This is a genomic window from Actinomadura sp. NPDC000929 (genome assembly GCF_040492065.1).
Classification (GTDB): domain Bacteria; phylum Actinomycetota; class Actinomycetes; order Streptosporangiales; family Streptosporangiaceae; genus Spirillospora; species Spirillospora verrucosospora.
This window is the reverse complement of sequence record NZ_JBEUPA010000030.1, coordinates 53,357-68,907: the sequence shown is the minus strand read 5'-3', so window position 1 is coordinate 68,907 and position 15,551 is coordinate 53,357. Positions and strand designations below refer to the sequence as shown.

At 73.0% G+C, this 15,551-nt stretch carries 12 protein-coding genes; 5 read left to right on the top strand and 7 right to left on the bottom strand.

Annotation, left to right across the window (positions count from 1 at the left end):
* Positions 1-159: 159 nt before the first annotated feature.
* The gene (locus ABWI04_RS14245; RefSeq protein WP_353832679.1) at positions 160-1,509 is read left to right on the top strand and encodes a class II 3-deoxy-7-phosphoheptulonate synthase; all 1,350 of its coding nucleotides are present in this window, start codon (positions 160-162) and stop codon (positions 1,507-1,509) included.
* Positions 1,510-1,651: 142 nt separating this feature from the next.
* Here the strand turns inward: ABWI04_RS14245 and ABWI04_RS14240 are convergent, their stop codons facing one another.
* From ABWI04_RS14240 to ABWI04_RS14230, 3 genes are read right to left on the bottom strand one after another with little or no spacing between them, the layout of a single operon-like run.
* Positions 1,652-2,020: an ATP-binding protein gene (locus tag ABWI04_RS14240; protein WP_345171798.1), complete on the bottom strand. Its 369-nt coding sequence runs from the start codon at positions 2,018-2,020 to the stop codon at positions 1,652-1,654.
* A gap of 44 nt (positions 2,021-2,064) precedes the next feature.
* Positions 2,065-2,391 (bottom strand): STAS domain-containing protein, encoded by a 327-nt coding sequence (locus ABWI04_RS14235; RefSeq protein ID WP_345171796.1) that lies wholly within the window; start codon positions 2,389-2,391, stop codon positions 2,065-2,067.
* 43 nt (positions 2,392-2,434) lie between these two features.
* A complete protein-coding gene (locus tag ABWI04_RS14230; protein WP_345171794.1) occupies positions 2,435-4,693 on the bottom strand; it encodes a SpoIIE family protein phosphatase in 2,259 nt (752 codons plus the stop codon).
* A 327-nt stretch (positions 4,694-5,020) separates the two neighbouring features.
* Between ABWI04_RS14230 and ABWI04_RS14225 the strand changes: the two genes are divergently transcribed.
* Complete coding sequence (locus tag ABWI04_RS14225; protein ID WP_353832678.1) at positions 5,021-9,262, top strand: hybrid sensor histidine kinase/response regulator; 4,242 nt, start codon at positions 5,021-5,023, stop codon at positions 9,260-9,262.
* 71 nt (positions 9,263-9,333) lie between these two features.
* A complete protein-coding gene (locus tag ABWI04_RS14220) occupies positions 9,334-9,990 on the top strand; it encodes a response regulator (RefSeq protein ID WP_353832677.1) in 657 nt (218 codons plus the stop codon).
* Positions 9,991-10,016: 26 nt separating this feature from the next.
* On the opposite strand, the gene gltX is transcribed toward ABWI04_RS14220, so the two are convergent.
* A complete protein-coding gene (gltX, locus tag ABWI04_RS14215; RefSeq protein WP_345171787.1) occupies positions 10,017-11,417 on the bottom strand; it encodes a glutamate--tRNA ligase in 1,401 nt (466 codons plus the stop codon).
* Positions 11,418-11,479: 62 nt separating this feature from the next.
* On the bottom strand, positions 11,480-12,058 hold the full coding sequence (locus tag ABWI04_RS14210; RefSeq protein ID WP_345171785.1) for a TIGR03086 family metal-binding protein: 579 nt from the start codon (positions 12,056-12,058) through the stop codon (positions 11,480-11,482).
* A gap of 97 nt (positions 12,059-12,155) precedes the next feature.
* Between ABWI04_RS14210 and ABWI04_RS14205 the strand changes: the two genes are divergently transcribed.
* Both ABWI04_RS14205 and ABWI04_RS14200 read left to right on the top strand, forming a co-directional pair.
* Complete coding sequence (locus ABWI04_RS14205; RefSeq protein ID WP_353832676.1) at positions 12,156-13,001, top strand: helix-turn-helix domain-containing protein; 846 nt, start codon at positions 12,156-12,158, stop codon at positions 12,999-13,001.
* On the top strand, positions 12,998-13,636 hold the full coding sequence (locus ABWI04_RS14200; protein ID WP_353832675.1) for an NUDIX hydrolase: 639 nt from the start codon (positions 12,998-13,000) through the stop codon (positions 13,634-13,636). The genes ABWI04_RS14205 and ABWI04_RS14200 overlap by 4 nt, the downstream gene beginning before the upstream one ends.
* Positions 13,637-13,639: 3 nt before the next feature.
* Here ABWI04_RS14200 and ABWI04_RS14195 read toward each other — a convergent pair whose 3' ends face one another.
* Together ABWI04_RS14195 and ABWI04_RS14190 are read right to left on the bottom strand one after the other, a co-directional pair.
* The gene (locus tag ABWI04_RS14195; protein WP_345171776.1) at positions 13,640-14,401 is read right to left on the bottom strand and encodes an SDR family NAD(P)-dependent oxidoreductase; all 762 of its coding nucleotides are present in this window, start codon (positions 14,399-14,401) and stop codon (positions 13,640-13,642) included.
* An 83-nt stretch (positions 14,402-14,484) separates the two neighbouring features.
* Positions 14,485-15,495 carry a methyltransferase gene (locus tag ABWI04_RS14190; RefSeq protein ID WP_353832674.1) on the bottom strand — a complete coding sequence of 337 codons (1,011 nt, stop codon included), beginning with the start codon at positions 15,493-15,495 and terminating at the stop codon, positions 14,485-14,487.
* Between the last annotated feature and the right edge of the window lie 56 nt (positions 15,496-15,551).

The window sequence follows — 15,551 nt, the reverse complement described above, 5'->3', positions numbered from 1 at the left end:
CCGGGCGGCCTGACCGGGCGGTCCGAGCGGCGTCCCGCCGCACGATCGGCGACGGGCGGCCCCGCGAACGGGGCCGCCCAGCCGCGTCAGTACCCGCGAGCCCCCCGGCGCACGGACCTTTCCGTCCACGCAGGGCGGGCCGTGCCATAGCCTTTCAGGGTGAGTAATTCCGCCGTCATCGGGGACCTCGACGCGTGGCGCGCCCTCCCCGCTCTCCAGCAGCCCGATTGGGACGATCCGGCCGAGGTAGGCGAAGTCGCCGCCGAGCTGGCGGCCCAGCCGCCGCTCGTGTTCGCGGGCGAATGCGACCAGTTGAAGGCGCAGCTCGCGGACGTCGCCCGCGGTGAGGCGTTCGTCCTGCAGGGCGGCGACTGCGCCGAGACGTTCGAGGGGTCGAACGCCGACGCGGTCAAGAACAAGCTGAAGACGCTGCTGCAGATGGCGGTCGTCCTCACCTACGCGGCGAGCGTTCCCGTCGTGAAGATCGGCCGGATGGCGGGCCAGTACGCCAAGCCGCGCTCCAAGCCCGTGGAGACCCGCGGCGGCGTGGAGCTGCCCGCCTACCGGGGCGACGCGGTCAACGGCTTCGCCTTCGACACGGACTCCCGCCGCAACGACCCGCATCGCCTGCTCAAGGCCTACCACTGCTCGGCGGTGACGCTGAACCTCTGCCGGGCCTTCACCAAGGGCGGCTACGCCGACCTGCGCCAGGTGCACGCCTGGAACCAGGACTTCGTCGCCCAGAGCCCGGCGGGCCGTCGCTACGAGCAGCTGGCGGGCGAGATCGACCGGGCGCTGACGTTCATGAAGGCGTGCGGGGCGAACCCCGACGAGTTCCACGGGGTGGAGTTCTACTCCAGCCACGAGGCGCTGCTGCTGGAGTACGAGCGCGCGCTGACCCGCATCGACCATCTGAGCGGCCTGCCCTACGACGTTTCGGCGCACTTCCTGTGGATCGGCGAGCGGACCCGGCAGCTGGACGGGGCGCACGTGGAGTTCCTGCGCCACATCCGCAACCCGATCGGCGTGAAGCTCGGCCCGACGACCTCCGCCGACGACGCGCTGGCCCTGATGGAGAGGCTGAACCCGGAGCGCGAGCCCGGCCGGCTCACCTTCATCACCCGCATGGGCGCCGACCGCATCCGCGACGCGCTGCCGCCGCTGATCGAGAAGGTCCACCAGAGCGGGGCCCCGGTCGCGTGGATCTGCGACCCGATGCACGGCAACACGTTCGAGGCGCCGAGCGGGCACAAGACCCGGCGGCTGGACGACGTGCTCGACGAGGTGGCCGGGTTCTTCGAGGTCCACCGGGCCCTCGGCACCCACCCGGGCGGCATCCACATCGAGTTCACCGGCGACGACGTGACCGAGTGCGTGGGCGGCGGCCAGGGGCTCGCCGAGGCCGACCTGCACCAGCGCTACGAGACGGCCTGCGACCCCCGGCTCAACCGGGGCCAGTCGCTGGACCTGGCCTTCATGGTCGCGGAGCTGTACCGCAAGTCGGTCTGACCGGCTTCTCTGACCGGGAGCTCGCTCGCCCGCCGTGTGCGGCGGGCGCGCTGCCGGTCAGACCCGTGCGGAAAGCGCGTTCCAGGCGGGACGCGTGCGGGACGTCGGGCTGCCGGCCACCGCCGTGTCAGAGGTCGACCTGTCAGATGTCGACCTCGGCCCACACGACCTTTCCGCCGGTCACCGGGTCGGCGCCCCAGGAGTTGGCGAAGCGGTCGACGATGAACAGGCCGCGGTGCGACTCGTCCAGGGGGCCGGGCACGGTCAGCCGGGGCAGCTGGGACGCGCGGTCGCGGACCTCGACGCGGATCCGGCCGCTGCCGCGCAGCAGCCGCAGCTCCAGGGCCGTCCCGGCGTGCCGGACGGCGTTGGCGACGAGCTCGGCCACGATCGCCGTGACGAGCTCCTCACGGTCCATGAGCGCCCAGGTGCGCATCGTGCGGGCCGCGAGTCGTCTGGCGTACTCGACCGCCTCGGTCTGGGGCGCCGCGCGCAGCGTGGTCTCGGTCATCGGGTCGGTCACTCCGCCCGCTCGCCGTTCTTCATCGTGTCCCTTCACCGCCCATCGGCCGGAGCCTCCTCCACCGGATCCTCCATGAGGAAACGGTCGAGCCCCGTCGTGCGCAGCACGTTCTCGACACGGCCGTAGGCCCCGGTGACGGTGAGCGTGGCGTTCTGCGCACGCGCGTGCTTGTACGCGCGGACGAGGACGTTCAGGCCGGAGGAGTCACAGAAGTCGACCGCCGCGAGGTCGACGACGACCGACCGCTCGCCCGCGTCCACGAGCTCGGTCAGCCGAGCGCGCAGCTCGTCGGAGGAGTGCAGGTCTATCGAGCCGCGCGCGGCGATCGTCGCACGGCCTTCCTGTCGTGTCGTGTGCAAGGCAAGCCCCACGCCACCCCACCTTACCGATTGTTGGTCTCCATCATGACGCCCGCAGAACGATGAGGGCAACGTCGTCGTTCGACGGCTCCGGGCCGAAGTCGCGGACGGCGCGCTGGATGCGCGCCGCCACCGCCCCGGCGCTCAGACCGGTGCAGCCTGCGAGAAGCCGCTCCAGGCCGTGCCCGTCGCCGAGCAGCCGGTTGCCGGAGCGCCGCTCGGTGACGCCGTCGGTCACGCAGAGCAGAACCTCTCCGCGCCGCAGCTCGACGGTGTCGGTGGTGAACTCCACGCCGTCGAAGACGCCCAGCAGCGGCTGGGGCGAGGCGGCCTCGCGGACGCCGCCCTCCGGATCGAGCACCAGCGGGGGCGGGTGCCCCGCGCTCGTCAGTTTGATCGTCACGCCGTCGCGGCGCCGGCGGGCCGCGATCTCGCCGTGCAGCAGGGTGAGCAGCCGCCCGCGCTCGCCCTCGCCGAGGATGAGCCGGTTGAGCCGGGCGAGGACGGCCGGGACGGACAGGTCCTCGGCGGCGAGGATGCGCAGCGCGTGCCGGGCCAGGCCGGTGACGGCGGCGGCCTCGGGACCGGTGCCGCACACGTCGCCGATGGCGAACCGCCAGCGGGTCGCGGGGGCCGCGCCGCCGGGCCGGCGGCCGCTCGCGAAGACGTCGTAGAAGTCGCCGCCGACCTCGCTGCCCTCCCCGGCGGGCTCGTAGACCACCGCCACCTCCAGGCCGGGGATCTCGGGGATGCCGGGTGGCAGGAGGCTGCGCTGCAGGGCGCTGCTCATGGCGGTCTGGGCGGAGAACAGGCGCGCGTTGTCGACGGCGAGGGCGGCGCGGCGGCTCAGCTCCTCGGCCAGCTCGATCGCGCTGCGCGGGAAGCGGTCGCCGGCCGGGCGGCCGATCACGATGGTGCCGATGCGCCGGCCGCGGGCGATCAGGGGGAAGGCGTAGACCTGGTCGGTGGCGGTGTCGCCGGCGGCGGCCCGGACCTCCCCGGGCGCGGCGGCGAGCCCGTTCCAGGGCCCGGGGGCGTCGGTGGGCGGGGCGGCGCCCGCGTGTTCGAGCAGGTCGCGCAGGCCGTCGGAGCGCTCCTCGTCGGCGTGCCACACGTAGGCGAGCCGGTCGGGCTCGGCCTCGGTGACGGTGTAGACGGCGCACCAGGTGGCCAGGCGCGGCACGACGAGCTGGGCGACCAGCGCCATCGTGCGCTCCTGGTCGAGGGTGCCGGCGAGCAGGTCGCTGGCCTCGGCGACGAAGCTCAGCCAGCCGCGCCAGGATCGTTCCAACTCGCCGACCCTGGCCTTCTCCAGGGAGAGCGACATCTCGTCGGCGAGCCGGCCGAGGCGGGCGCCGTCGGCCTCGCCGAAGCGGCCGGACAGGGACGAGACGGCGACGATCAGGCCTGTCAGGCGGCCCTGCGACTCCAGCGGGGCGGCGGCCAGCGAGGAGGCCCGCAGCGCCGCCGCGATCGGGTCGGAGGCGTCCGCGGCGACCCAGGCGGAGCCGGCGCGGGCGGCGGGGGTGAGGGAGGAGACCGACAGCTCGCCGAGCGGCATCTCGGCGGCGGTCCCGGCCGCCGAGCCCATGATCAGCCGTCCGTCGCGTTCGGTCAGCAGGACGGCGGCGCCCTCGGCGCCGAGGAGCTCCCGCGCGGCGGCGACCCCGTCCTCCATGGCCTCCACGGCCGCCGGAGAGCGCAGGAGCCGGTCGCCGGCCGCGGGGATCTCGCCCGTGCCGCCCGCGAGCCGGCTCTCCCGGGCCTGCCCGCCGGCGCCGGGCCCCTCGCGCGCCTGCTCGGCCGCGTCGCGGGCCCGGGTGGGGAGTTCGTCCCGCAGGGAGCCGGTTCCGGCGATGTCGGCGGTGAAAGCGGCCTCCGCGCCCTCCGCGGCCGCGCCCTCGGCCGGCACCGCGGCGCCGGCGGCGCCGGGCCGGGGCAGCCGGAACCAGACGCCCTTGGTGCGGCGGTCGTAGGAGACGCCCCAGGAGTCGGCGAGGCGGGCGATGGACGGCAGGCCGCGCCCGCTGGAGGCGGTGACGCCCGGCATCTCGATGCCCCGGGTGGGGTGGCGGTCGCGGACCTCGATCTCGACGTTCCCGCCCGCCAGGCGGCAGGAGACCTCGAACGAGGTCCCCGCGTAGGCGATCGCGTTGGTGGCGAGCTCGCTCGTCGCGAGGACGGCGTCGTCGGCCACCTCGTCCAGACCCCAGTCGGCCAGCACCTTGCGGACGAACCGGCGCGCGTCCGCCACCGCCGCCGCGGCGGACGGGAAGGTGGCCGTCGCCGTCTGCCGATCCAACTGTCGTCCCTCGTTCGAAGCGTTTTCTACCCGGGCCTGGCTATCGTGGCAGACTGCTCGGCCGCCCGGCACCGAGAGCCGCGAACCCGCCCCGGAACGCGTCCGGCCTGGGCCTTCACGATCCCGCCACAACACGACAGACCGTAACACGAAGGCTACGAGGGAGGACGCGCCCCCGGTCCCGCCCGGGCGGCGGAACCACGCGGAAGAAAGTCCGCCGCCGCGCGGCGACGTAGAGTACAGGTGCGGCCGATGAGGCCCCTAGAGCAGCCAGGAGTCCGTGGTATCCGGATAATCGACGAATCGCGGGCCAGGAGGATGAAGAGCATGCCGCGTACCGCGTCACGTGCCCGCCCGAGCGGCGGGTACCGCGACACCACCCCGCGTTACAGCGACGCGGACCTCGAACCGCTCCTGAAGGCGCTGGTCGCCGTCCGGGACGGCAAGGCGAGGTCGGAGCTGGATGTGCCGGGCGAGGGGGCCGTGGCGGAGGCCGCCGCCGTCCTGGAGGAGATCCGGGAGAACGGCATGGAGCTGGCCTCGGGCCTGAGCCGCGTCCGGAGGGAGATCGGCCGGGAGGGCCAGCTGCGGGGACGCCTGACGCCGGGGACGTTGCGGGGCACCTGGGCGGGCGCGGTGGAGGACGCGAACGCGATCATCGACAAGCTCACCGACCTCGCCACCGGGATGAGCCAGGTGGTGGAGGCGGTCGCGGCCGGCGACCTCAGCCAGCGGGTGGAGCTGCGGGTGCGCGGCAGGCCGATGCGCGGGGAGCTGCTGCGCATGGCCAAGTCGGTCAACGGCATGGTCGAGCTGCTCGACCAGTTCACCTGGGAGGTCACCCAGTTCGCCCGCGAGGTGGGCACCGAGGGGCGGCTCGGCGGCCAGGCGCCCGCCCGCGGCATGACCGGCCGCTGGCGGGACGTGACCGCGTCGGTGAACGTGATGGCGTCGCGGCTGACCTCGCAGGTCCGCGACATCGCCGAGGTCACCACGGCGGTGGCGCGCGGCGACCTGACCCGCAAGGTCACGGTCGAGGCGACCGGTGAGCTGCAGGAGCTGAAGCTCACCGTGAACACGATGGTCGACCAGCTGTCGGCGTTCGCCGGCGAGGTCACCCGCGTGGCGCGCGAGGTCGGCACGGAGGGGCAGCTGGGCGGCCAGGCGAACGTGCCGGGCGTCAGCGGCGTCTGGAAGAACCTGACCGACAACGTCAACGCGATGGCGAACAACCTGACCTACCAGGTCCGCAACATCGCCCAGGTCACCACCGCCGTCGCCGAGGGCGACCTCGGCAAGAAGATCACCGTCGACGCGCAGGGCGAGATCCTGCAGCTCAAGAACACCGTGAACACCATGGTCGACACCCTCTCGGCCTTCGCCGACGAGGTCACCCGCGTGGCCCGCGAGGTCGGCACCGAGGGCCGCCTCGGCGGCCAGGCCCGGGTGCCCGGCGTGAGCGGCGTGTGGAAGGACCTGACCAACAACGTCAACGGCATGGCGTCCAACCTGACCTACCAGGTCCGCAACATCGCGCAGGTCACCACCGCCGTCGCCGAGGGCGACCTCGGCAAGAAGATCACGGTCGACGCGCAGGGCGAGATCCTGGAGCTCAAGGACACCGTGAACGCGATGGTCGACACGCTGTCGGCCTTCGCCTCCGAGGTGACCCGCGTCGCGCGGGAGGTCGGCACGGAGGGGCGGCTCGGCGGCCAGGCGATCGTGCCCGGCGCGGGCGGGGTCTGGCTCGACCTGACCGACAACGTCAACTCGATGGCGAACAACCTCACCAACCAGGTGCGCGGCATCGCGCAGGTCACCACGGCGGTGGCGCAGGGCGACCTGACCCGCAAGATCGAGGTCGACGCGCAGGGCGAGATCCTCCAGCTGAAGACCACCCTCAACACGATGGTCGACACGCTGTCGGCGTTCGCCGACGAGGTCAGCCGCGTGGCCCGCGAGGTCGGCACCGAGGGCCGCCTCGGCGGCCAGGCCCGCGTGCCCGGCGCGGGCGGCATGTGGAAGGACCTGACCGACAACGTCAACGGCATGGCGTCCAACCTGACCTACCAGGTCCGCAACATCGCGCAGGTCGCGACCGCGGTCGCGCACGGCGACCTGACGCGGCGCATCGACGTGGACGCCCAGGGCGAGATCCTCGAACTGAAGACCACGCTGAACACGATGGTCGACACGCTGTCGTCGTTCGCCTCCGAGGTCACCCGCGTGGCCCGGGAGGTCGGCATCGAGGGCCGTCTCGGCGGTCAGGCGGAGGTCGAGGGCGTCTCGGGCACGTGGAAGCGGCTCACCGAGAGCGTCAACGAGCTGGCCGGCAACCTCACCACCCAGGTCCGCGCGATCGGGGAGGTCGCGAGCGCGGTCGCCACCGGCGACCTGACCCGGACGATCACCGTCGAGGCGCGCGGCGAGGTCGCCGAGCTGAGCGACAACGTCAACCTGATGGTCGCGACGCTGCGCGAGACGACCCGCGCCAACGAGGAGCAGGACTGGCTCAAGACCAACCTGGCGCGGATCGGCGGGCTCATGCAGGGCCACCGCGACCTCCAGCAGGTCGCCGACCTGATCATGCGTGAGCTGACGCCGACCGCCAGCGCCCAGTACGGCGCGTTCTACCTGGCCGAGAGCGCGGGCGAGGACACCGACCTCGCCCTGATCGCCGGGTACGGGACGCGGCGGCACCGCGGCGGGGCGGTCCGGTTCGGTCTCGGTGAGGGCCTCGTCGGGCAGGCGGCGCAGGAGCGCCGGCCGCTGCTGATCGCCGACGCCCCCGCCGACTACGTCAAGATCGGATCGGGTCTCGGCGAGGCGTCCCCGGTCAACATCATCGTGCTGCCGATCGTGTTCGAGGACGAGGTGCTCGGCGCGATCGAGCTCGCCTCGTTCGGCCGGTTCACCGACGTCCACCTGGCGTTCTTCAGCCAGCTGATCGAGACGATCGGGGTCACGCTCAACGCGATCCGGGCCAACACCCGCACCGAGGCGCTGCTCGGCGAGTCGCAGCGGCTCGCGCAGGAGCTGCAGGAGCGCTCGGACGAGCTGCAGCGCCAGCAGGGCGAGCTCCGGCACTCCAACACCGAGCTGGAGGAGAAGGCGGCGCTGCTGGCCCAGCAGAACCGCGCGATCGAGATCCAGAACTTCCAGATCGAGCAGGCCAGGCGGACGCTGGAGGAGCGCGCCGAGCAGCTCGCGATCTCCTCCCGGTACAAGTCGGAGTTCCTGGCGAACATGTCGCACGAGCTGCGCACGCCGCTGAACAGCCTGCTGGTGCTGGCCAAGCTGCTGTCGGAGAACCAGGACGGCAACCTCACCGACAAGCAGGTGGAGTTCGCCCGGACGATCCACGAGTCCGGCACCGACCTGCTGGAGCTGATCAACGACATCCTGGACCTGGCGAAGGTCGAGGCCGGGAAGATGGAGGCGCATCCGCAGCGGCTGTCGGTGTCGGCGCTGGTCGACTACGTCGACGCCACGTTCCGCCCGCTGTCGGTCGACAAGGGCCTGCAGTTCGGGGTGGAGGTCGCGCCGGACGTCCCGGCCGCCCTCAACACCGACGAGCAGCGGCTCCAGCAGGTGCTGCGGAACCTGCTGTCGAACGCGGTGAAGTTCACCGCCGAGGGCGAGGTGCGGCTGCTGATCGAGCGCGCCGGCGACATCGACTTCACGCTGCCCGCGCTGTGGAACACCCCCGACGTGATCGCGTTCCGCGTGATCGACACCGGGATCGGCGTGAGCGCCGACAAGCTCCAGGAGATCTTCGAGCCGTTCCAGCAGGCGGACGGGACCACGAGCCGCCGCTACGGCGGCACCGGGCTCGGCCTGTCGATCAGCCGGAACATCGCGCGGCTGCTGGGCGGGGAGATCCACGCCGAGAGCCAGCCGGGCCGCGGCAGCGTGTTCACGCTCTACCTGCCCGCCCAGTACAGCGACCGCGACGGCCGGCGCCGCTCGGCGCTGCCGGACGAGGCGGTCGCCGCGGGGGCGGAGGCCGCGCCCGGGGCGATCTCCGCCGGCCCGCAGGGCAACGGCGGCGCCGGGGGCCCGGCCGCGGAGGGCGCGCTGCCGGTGGAGCAGCGCCCGCCCGGCGCGCAGCGCGCCGGCAAGTCCGAGCAGGCGCTGAACGGGATGCTGCAGGAGCCGCCCACGGACTTCCTCGACACCGTCCTGTCGGGCCGCAAGGTCCTGATCGTCGACGACGACGTGCGGAACGTGTTCGCGCTCACCAGCGTCCTGGAGGGCTACGGCATGGAGGTCCTCTACGCCGAGGACGGGCAGGCCGGGATCGACGTCCTGCACCGCAACCCCGACGTGGCGGTCGTGCTGATGGACATCATGATGCCGGGCCTGGACGGTTACGCCACCACGGCCGCGATCAGGGAGATGCCGCAGTTCGCCGAGTTGCCGATCATCGTCATCACGGCCAAGGTGATGAAGGAGGACCGGGAGAAGAGCCTCGCCTCGGGCGCGTCGGACTACGTGCCGAAGCCCGTGGACGTGGACCATCTCCTTGACGTCATGAGGAACTGGCTGCAGCCCTCCATCGTCCGCTGAGGAGAGGAGCCGGACAGTAGGGTCGCCGTGGGGGTGCGGCGCTGGCGGGGACCGGGATCGGAGAGACGCGCGTGGACGACAAGGCCAAGATCCTGCTCGTGGACGACCGCGAGGAGAACCTGATCGCGCTGGAGGCCATCCTCAGCTCGCTCGATCAGGACCTGGTCCGGGCGCGGTCCGGTGAGGACGCGCTGAAGGCGCTGCTCACCGAGGAGTACGCGGTCATCCTGCTGGACGTCGTCATGCCGGGCATGGACGGGTTCGAGACGGCCCGCGACATCAAGCGCCGCAAGAAGACCCGCGACCTGCCGATCATCTTCCTCACGGCGGTGAACAGCGACCCCGACTACGCCTTCCGCGGCTACGCGGCGGGCGCGGTCGACTTCATCTCCAAGCCGTTCGACCCGTGGGTGCTGCGGGCCAAGGTCTCGGTGTTCGTGGAGCTGCACAACAAGAACAAGCAGCTCCGCGACCAGACGGCGCTGCTGCGCGAGCAGGCCGCCCTGCTGAGGGACCAGACGGCCCTGCTCGAGGCGCGGCCCGCGGAGGCGCCGCAGGAGGCGCCCGCCGACCGCGCCGCGGGCGACCGGCTGGCCTCGGTGGAGGAGCAGGCGGAGGTGCTCGGCAAGCACCTCCCGGCCACGCTGCGCGACGAGTACGAGGAGCTCAGCCACAGGCTCATGCTCCTCCGCGAGGCCCTGGACGGGCAGGCGCCCACCGCGGACTGACCGCTTCGCGGCCGCCGCGGGGGCGGCTAGGCGCCGGCCTCCAGCCGGGCGCGGGCGGCGGCGATGCGGGCGAGGGTGCGGTCGCGGCCCAGGATCTCCAGGGACTCGAACAGCGGCAGCCCCACGGTGCGGCCGGTGACGGCGACGCGGACGGGCGCCTGGGTCTTGCCGAGCTTGAGCCCGTGCTCGGCGCCGACCCGCTCCAGCCGGTCCTTCAGCTCGGCGGCGTTCCACGGCGCGTCCTGGTAGGCGGCCTCGGCGGCGGCGAGGATCGCGGCGGCGGGCTCCTTCATGGCCTTGTTCCAGGACTGCTCGTCGGACGGCGGCTCGTCCAGGAACGCGAAGTCGATCATCTGGACGATCTCCGACAGCAGCGCGACGCGGGTCTGCGCGAGCGGAGCCAGCTCGGCGAACACCGCGACGTCGACGTCGAAGGGCGCCTCCTGCAGGAACGGCAGGCACTCGGCGATGAACTTCTCGGGCGCCAGGGCCCGGATGTACTCGCCGTTGATCGCGCGGAGCTTCTTGACGTCGAAGAAGGCGGGCGAGGTGTTGACGTCCTCGATGCGGAACTCGTCGACCATCACGTCCCAGGGGACGATCTCGCGGTCGTCGGACGGCGCCCAGCCGAGGAGCATCAGGTAGTTGCGCATGGCCTCGGCGAGGTAGCCCTCGGCGCGGTAGTCCTCCAGGGCGACCTTGTCGCGGCGCTTGGACAGCTTCTGCCGCTTCTCGTTGACGATGACGGGCACGTGCGCCCACACCGGGGGCTCCGCGCCGAGCGCCTCCCACAGCAGCTGCTGCTTGGGCGCGTTGGACAGGTGCTCCTCGCCGCGCACCACGTGGGTGATGCCCTGGCTCATGTCGTCGACCGCGTTGGCCAGCAGGAACGTGACGGACCCGTCGGCGCGGGCGATGACGAAGTCCTCAAGGACGGCGTTGTCGAAGACCGGCTTGCCGCGCAGCAGGTCGACGACGGTGGTCTGCCCCTCGTCGGGGGTGCGGAACCGGAGGGCGCGTCCGGGACCCGCCTCCAGGCCGCGGTCGCGGCAGAAGCCGTCGTAGCCCTTGTGCTGGTCGCCGGTCCGGGCGATGACGGCCTCGCGGGAGCAGTCGCAGTAGTAGGCGCGCCCGGCGTCCTTCAGCGTGTGGACGGCCTCGGCGTGCTTGTCGGCGTTGGCGGACTGGAAGTAGGGGCCTTCGTACTGCCCGCCGTCCATCCCGAGCCACGCCAGGGCGCGGATGATGCCCTCGGTCCATTCGGGGCTGTTGCGGGAGGCGTCGGTGTCCTCGATCCGCAGCACGAGCGTCCCGCCCGACTGGGCGGCCATCGCCCAGTTGAACAGCGCCGAACGGGCGCCGCCGACATGGAACATGCCGGTCGGTGACGGGGCGAAACGTACGCGGATCGAAGAGGTCGAAGACATGCCTACCAGCGTAGAGCGCGCGGGGCCCCGCTCGCGCCGGGACCCGCGCGCGGGCCCGGGTTTCAGGGCTTCCAGTACGGGTCGCGGCCGGACAGCCCGAGGAGGCGGTCGAGCAGCGACGCGTCGTCCGGCACGGCGACCTCGGGACCGAGCGCGCCGTACTGGCGGCTGATCTCGGCCGTGGAGGCGACCTGCTGCCAGGCGGCCTGGAGCACCGGCTCCGGGAAGGCGGGCTCGCGGCCGGCGGCGACGGCGAGGTCCCAGCCGTGCAGGACGCACTCGCCGAAGACGATCCCGGCGATGAACCCTGCGGGCATGCCCTCCTTGTTGCCGGTGAGGCTGGTGTTCCCCTCCCAGGCGGCCGGGTCCTGCCATGCCTCGGCGGTCCGGCGGGCCTGCTCCGCGAAGCGCTCGGCCCAGCCGGGTTCGGCGGTGAAGTCGTGGTCCTCCCCCGGTCCGGCGGGCGGCGCCTTGCGCGCGGCGGTCTCGCCCCGCGCGCTCCAGAAGATCAGATGGTTGAGAAGGGCCCGCACGTCCCAGTCCGGGCAGGGTGTGGGCGCGTCCATCCTCTCTTCGGGGACCTCCAGGACGATCCGCGCCGCGGCCTCCGCGGCGGGCGTCATCTGGCTCCGGATATCCATGGTCTCTTCCTCGCTCGTCCGTTCGAACACACCTGCACGTTAGGACGAGTCGGCGGCGCCGGTCTTGAACAAACGCGACACCGATTAGCCTGGGCCGGTGGAAGGACCCCTACCCGGCGGGACGCGGGGCATCCTGCACGCGCGGACGGGCCTGGAGCGGTTCCGGATCGAGCGGCTCGAACCGCCCGCCGCGCTCGCGCCGTTCGTCGCGAACTTCTGGGTGCTGCGCTGGGACCTTCGGGGACGCCCGCCGCACCGCCAGCGGATCCTCACGCGCCCGTCGGTCCACGTCACGTTCACCAGCTACCTGACCGCCGGGACGACGCGGGCGCGGATCGCGGGCGTCGTGCGGGACGACTTCGTCGAGGAGATCCACGGCGAGGGGCGCGTGGTGGGGGCCGCCTTCCGGCCCGGCGGGTTCAGGCCGTTCATGGACGCGCCGGTGTCCACGTTGACCGGCCGGTTCCCGGGGGTGGACGAGGTCTTCGGCGAGGAGGGCCTGAACCTCGCCGGGGAGGTGTTCGCGACCGCCGACGCGCACGCGGCGGTCGAGCTGCTCGCGGCGTTCCTGTCCGCCCGTGCGCCCGAGCCCGACCCGTCCGCCGCCAAGGCCGCCGCGGTCGTCGAGCGGATCGCGTCGCGGCCGGGCCTGGTGCGGGTCGGCGAGCTGGCCGAGGAGGTCGGGCTGAGCCCGCGCAGCCTGCAGCGCCTGTTCCACGAGTACGTGGGCGCCGGCCCGAAGTGGGTGATCCGGCGGTTCCGGATGCAGGAGGCCGCCGAGCGGGCCGCGTCCGGAGCGGGGGTCGACTGGGCGGAGCTGGCGGCCGAACTCGGCTACGCCGACCAGGCGCATTTCACCCGCGACTTCACGGCCGCCGTGGGTACCTCGCCCGGCCGGTACGCGCGGGAGGCGGGCGCGGGGCCTGGCAGGATCGACGCATGAGCGTCCCCTTTCCCGGCCCCTTCGACGACCTCGCCGCGTTCCGGACGCTCGCCGCCGGACGGCTCGGCTCGTTCGAGCACACCACCGTCCCCGACGCGCCCGGCCTGCGCCGCGCCGGGGTGGTGCTGTGCGCTGTCGAGCACGAGGGCGTCCCTTCGGTGATCCTCATCAAGCGCGCCCTTCGGGGCCGGAACGCGGGCCAGTGGGGGCTGCCGGGCGGCCGTCTGGAGGACGGCGAGACCCCCGAGCAGGCGGCGCTGCGCGAACTGCACGAGGAGATCGGCCTGGCCGCCGGCCCCGCCGACGTCCTCGGCAGGCTCGACGACTTCCCCGCCGCCTCGGGCTTCGCGATCACACCGGTCGTGGTGGCGCTGGACGACCCGGGCCCGCTCGCGCCGAGCCCGGACGAGGTCCACTCCGTCCATCACACGACCCTGCGCAGACTCGCCGACGACGCCACCCCCGTCTGGGTCCCGCAGCCGGGCGGCGGGCGTCTGCTGCAGATGTGGCTGGGCCCCGGGTGGCGTGTCCACGCCCCCACCGGCGCGATGCTGTGGCAGTTCCGCGAGGTGGTGCTGCTCGGCCGGCCGGCCCGGGTCGCCGACTTCGCCCAGCCCGACTGGACGCGCCACTGAGCGTCAGAACGTCCCGCCGTCCACGACGACGCGCTGCCCGGTCACGTAGGACGCGGCGTCCGAGACGAGGAACCGGACCACGTCGGCGACCTCTTCGGGCGTGCACACGTGACCGTAGGGGGACGCGGCGTCCTGCTGCCGGATGTCCTCGATGCCGGCCGTCGCCCTGACCAGACGGCGGCCCATCTCGGTGTCCACCAGGCCGGGCGCGACGACGTTGACGTGCATGCCGTTGCCGCGCTCCTCCTTCGCGACCACCCGGGCGAGCGCCTCCATCGCCGCCTTGCCCATCGCGTAGGGGCCGCCGAACGGCGGCATCAGGTCCGTGGCGACGCTCGAGACGAAGACCATGTCGCTGCGCTCGGCGCGCCTCATCAGCGGGATCAGCGCCTGGCTGAGGTGGTGCGGGCCGAACGCGTGCACGCGCATGACCCGCTCCAGCTCGGCGGGGTCGGTGTCGGCGACGCTGTTGCCGCGGCTGGCGATCCCGGCGCTGTGCACGAGGATGTCCAGCTCGCCCAGCTCCGCCTCCACCCGCGCGGCCAGGGAACGGCACTGGTCGAGGTCGTCGACCGAGGCGCGGAACGCGCGGCCCCAGGCCCCCGCGGCCTCGATGTCGGCGACCGTCTTGCGCGCGGCCTCGTCGTCGCGCCGGTAGGCGACGGCGACCCTGGCGCCGTCCGCTGCCAGCGCCAGGGCGATGGCCCGGCCGATTCCCCGGCTTCCTCCGGTGACCAGGGCCGTGCGGCCGTCGAGAGAACTCACGCGACACTCCTTCGTCGGGTTGCTTGCGGCGCTCCCATCCTGCACGGCCGCGCGCCCGCGCCGTAAGCGGCCCCTGACATGAGCTAGTCCGCGACCGCCGCCTCGATGACGTGGTACGCGGTCTCACGCAGCGGCCCGGTCAGCGAGACGGCCGTGAGCCCCGCGCCGTCCAGCAGTTCCCGGAACTCGGTCTCGGTGCGTTCCCGCCCGCCGGTCGCCACGAGCATGTTGAGGTCGTTGCGGACGATGCCCGCCGTCTCCGGCGCGACCATCTCCGGCATGACCTGCTCCAGGAGCAGCACCCGGTCGTCCGGGCCCATCGCCGCCCGGCAGTTCCGCAGGATCGCGGCGGCCTTCTCGTCGTCCCAGTCATGGATGACGCTCTTGAGCACGTAGGCGCCGGGGCCCGCGGGGACGGCCTCGAAGAAGTCGCCCGGCACGATCTCGGCCCGGTCGGCGACGTCGGCCAGGGGGCCGGACGCGTCGGCCAGCCCCGTCGGCAGGTCGAACAGGACGCCGCGCAGGCCGGGGTGGGCTCGCAGGATCGCGGCGAGCAGCGTGCCGTCCCCGCCGCCGAGATCGGCGACCGTCCCGTAGCGGGCGAAGTCGTGCGCCTCGATGAACGCCGGGGCGACGTCGCGGGTGTGCTCGGCCATCGCCCGGTTGAACGTCGCCGACAGTTCGGCGTCCGAGGCGAAGTACTCGAACGGCGTGCTGCCCGTCACCCGCTCCCACGCGTACTCGCCCGTGCGGACCGTCTCGGCCATGTCGCCCCACGTCCGCCACACCTGCGGGCCGCAGAACAGCCTGATCAGCGAGCGGATCGAGTCGGGGGCGTCCGCGCGCAGCCGCCGCCCCTCCTCCGTCAGCGCGAACAGGTCCGGCTCCTTCTGCTCCACGACGCCGAGGCCGGCGAGGCCGCGCAGCAGCCGGTGCAGGGACGGCGCGTGGGCGCCGGTCGCCTCCGCCAGCTCGGTGCTCGAACTCGGCCTGCCTTCGGTGAACGCGTCCGCCACCCCGAGCTCGGCGGCGACGTGGATCATCTGCGCCGGCATGAACCCGAAGGCCAGGTCCATCAGTGGTGATCTGGGCATGGTCGACTCCCTTCCTTGTCCTCCACGACGCTAGGAGGCCCCCGGAAGGGATGTAT

What these genes read in the sequence shown, in the direction of transcription:
- ABWI04_RS14240 (WP_345171798.1), bottom strand. Translation starts at nt 2,020, where the DNA reads ATGACCGAGACCACGCTGCGCGCGGCGCCCCAGACCGAGGCGGTCGAG.
- ABWI04_RS14225 (WP_353832678.1), top strand. Translation starts at nt 5,021, where the DNA reads ATGCCGCGTACCGCGTCACGTGCCCGCCCGAGCGGCGGGTACCGCGAC.
- gltX (WP_345171787.1), bottom strand. Translation starts at nt 11,417, where the DNA reads ATGTCTTCGACCTCTTCGATCCGCGTACGTTTCGCCCCGTCACCGACC.
- ABWI04_RS14210 (WP_345171785.1), bottom strand. Translation starts at nt 12,058, where the DNA reads ATGGATATCCGGAGCCAGATGACGCCCGCCGCGGAGGCCGCGGCGCGG.
- ABWI04_RS14200 (WP_353832675.1), top strand. Translation starts at nt 12,998, where the DNA reads ATGAGCGTCCCCTTTCCCGGCCCCTTCGACGACCTCGCCGCGTTCCGG.
- ABWI04_RS14190 (WP_353832674.1), bottom strand. Translation starts at nt 15,495, where the DNA reads ATGCCCAGATCACCACTGATGGACCTGGCCTTCGGGTTCATGCCGGCG.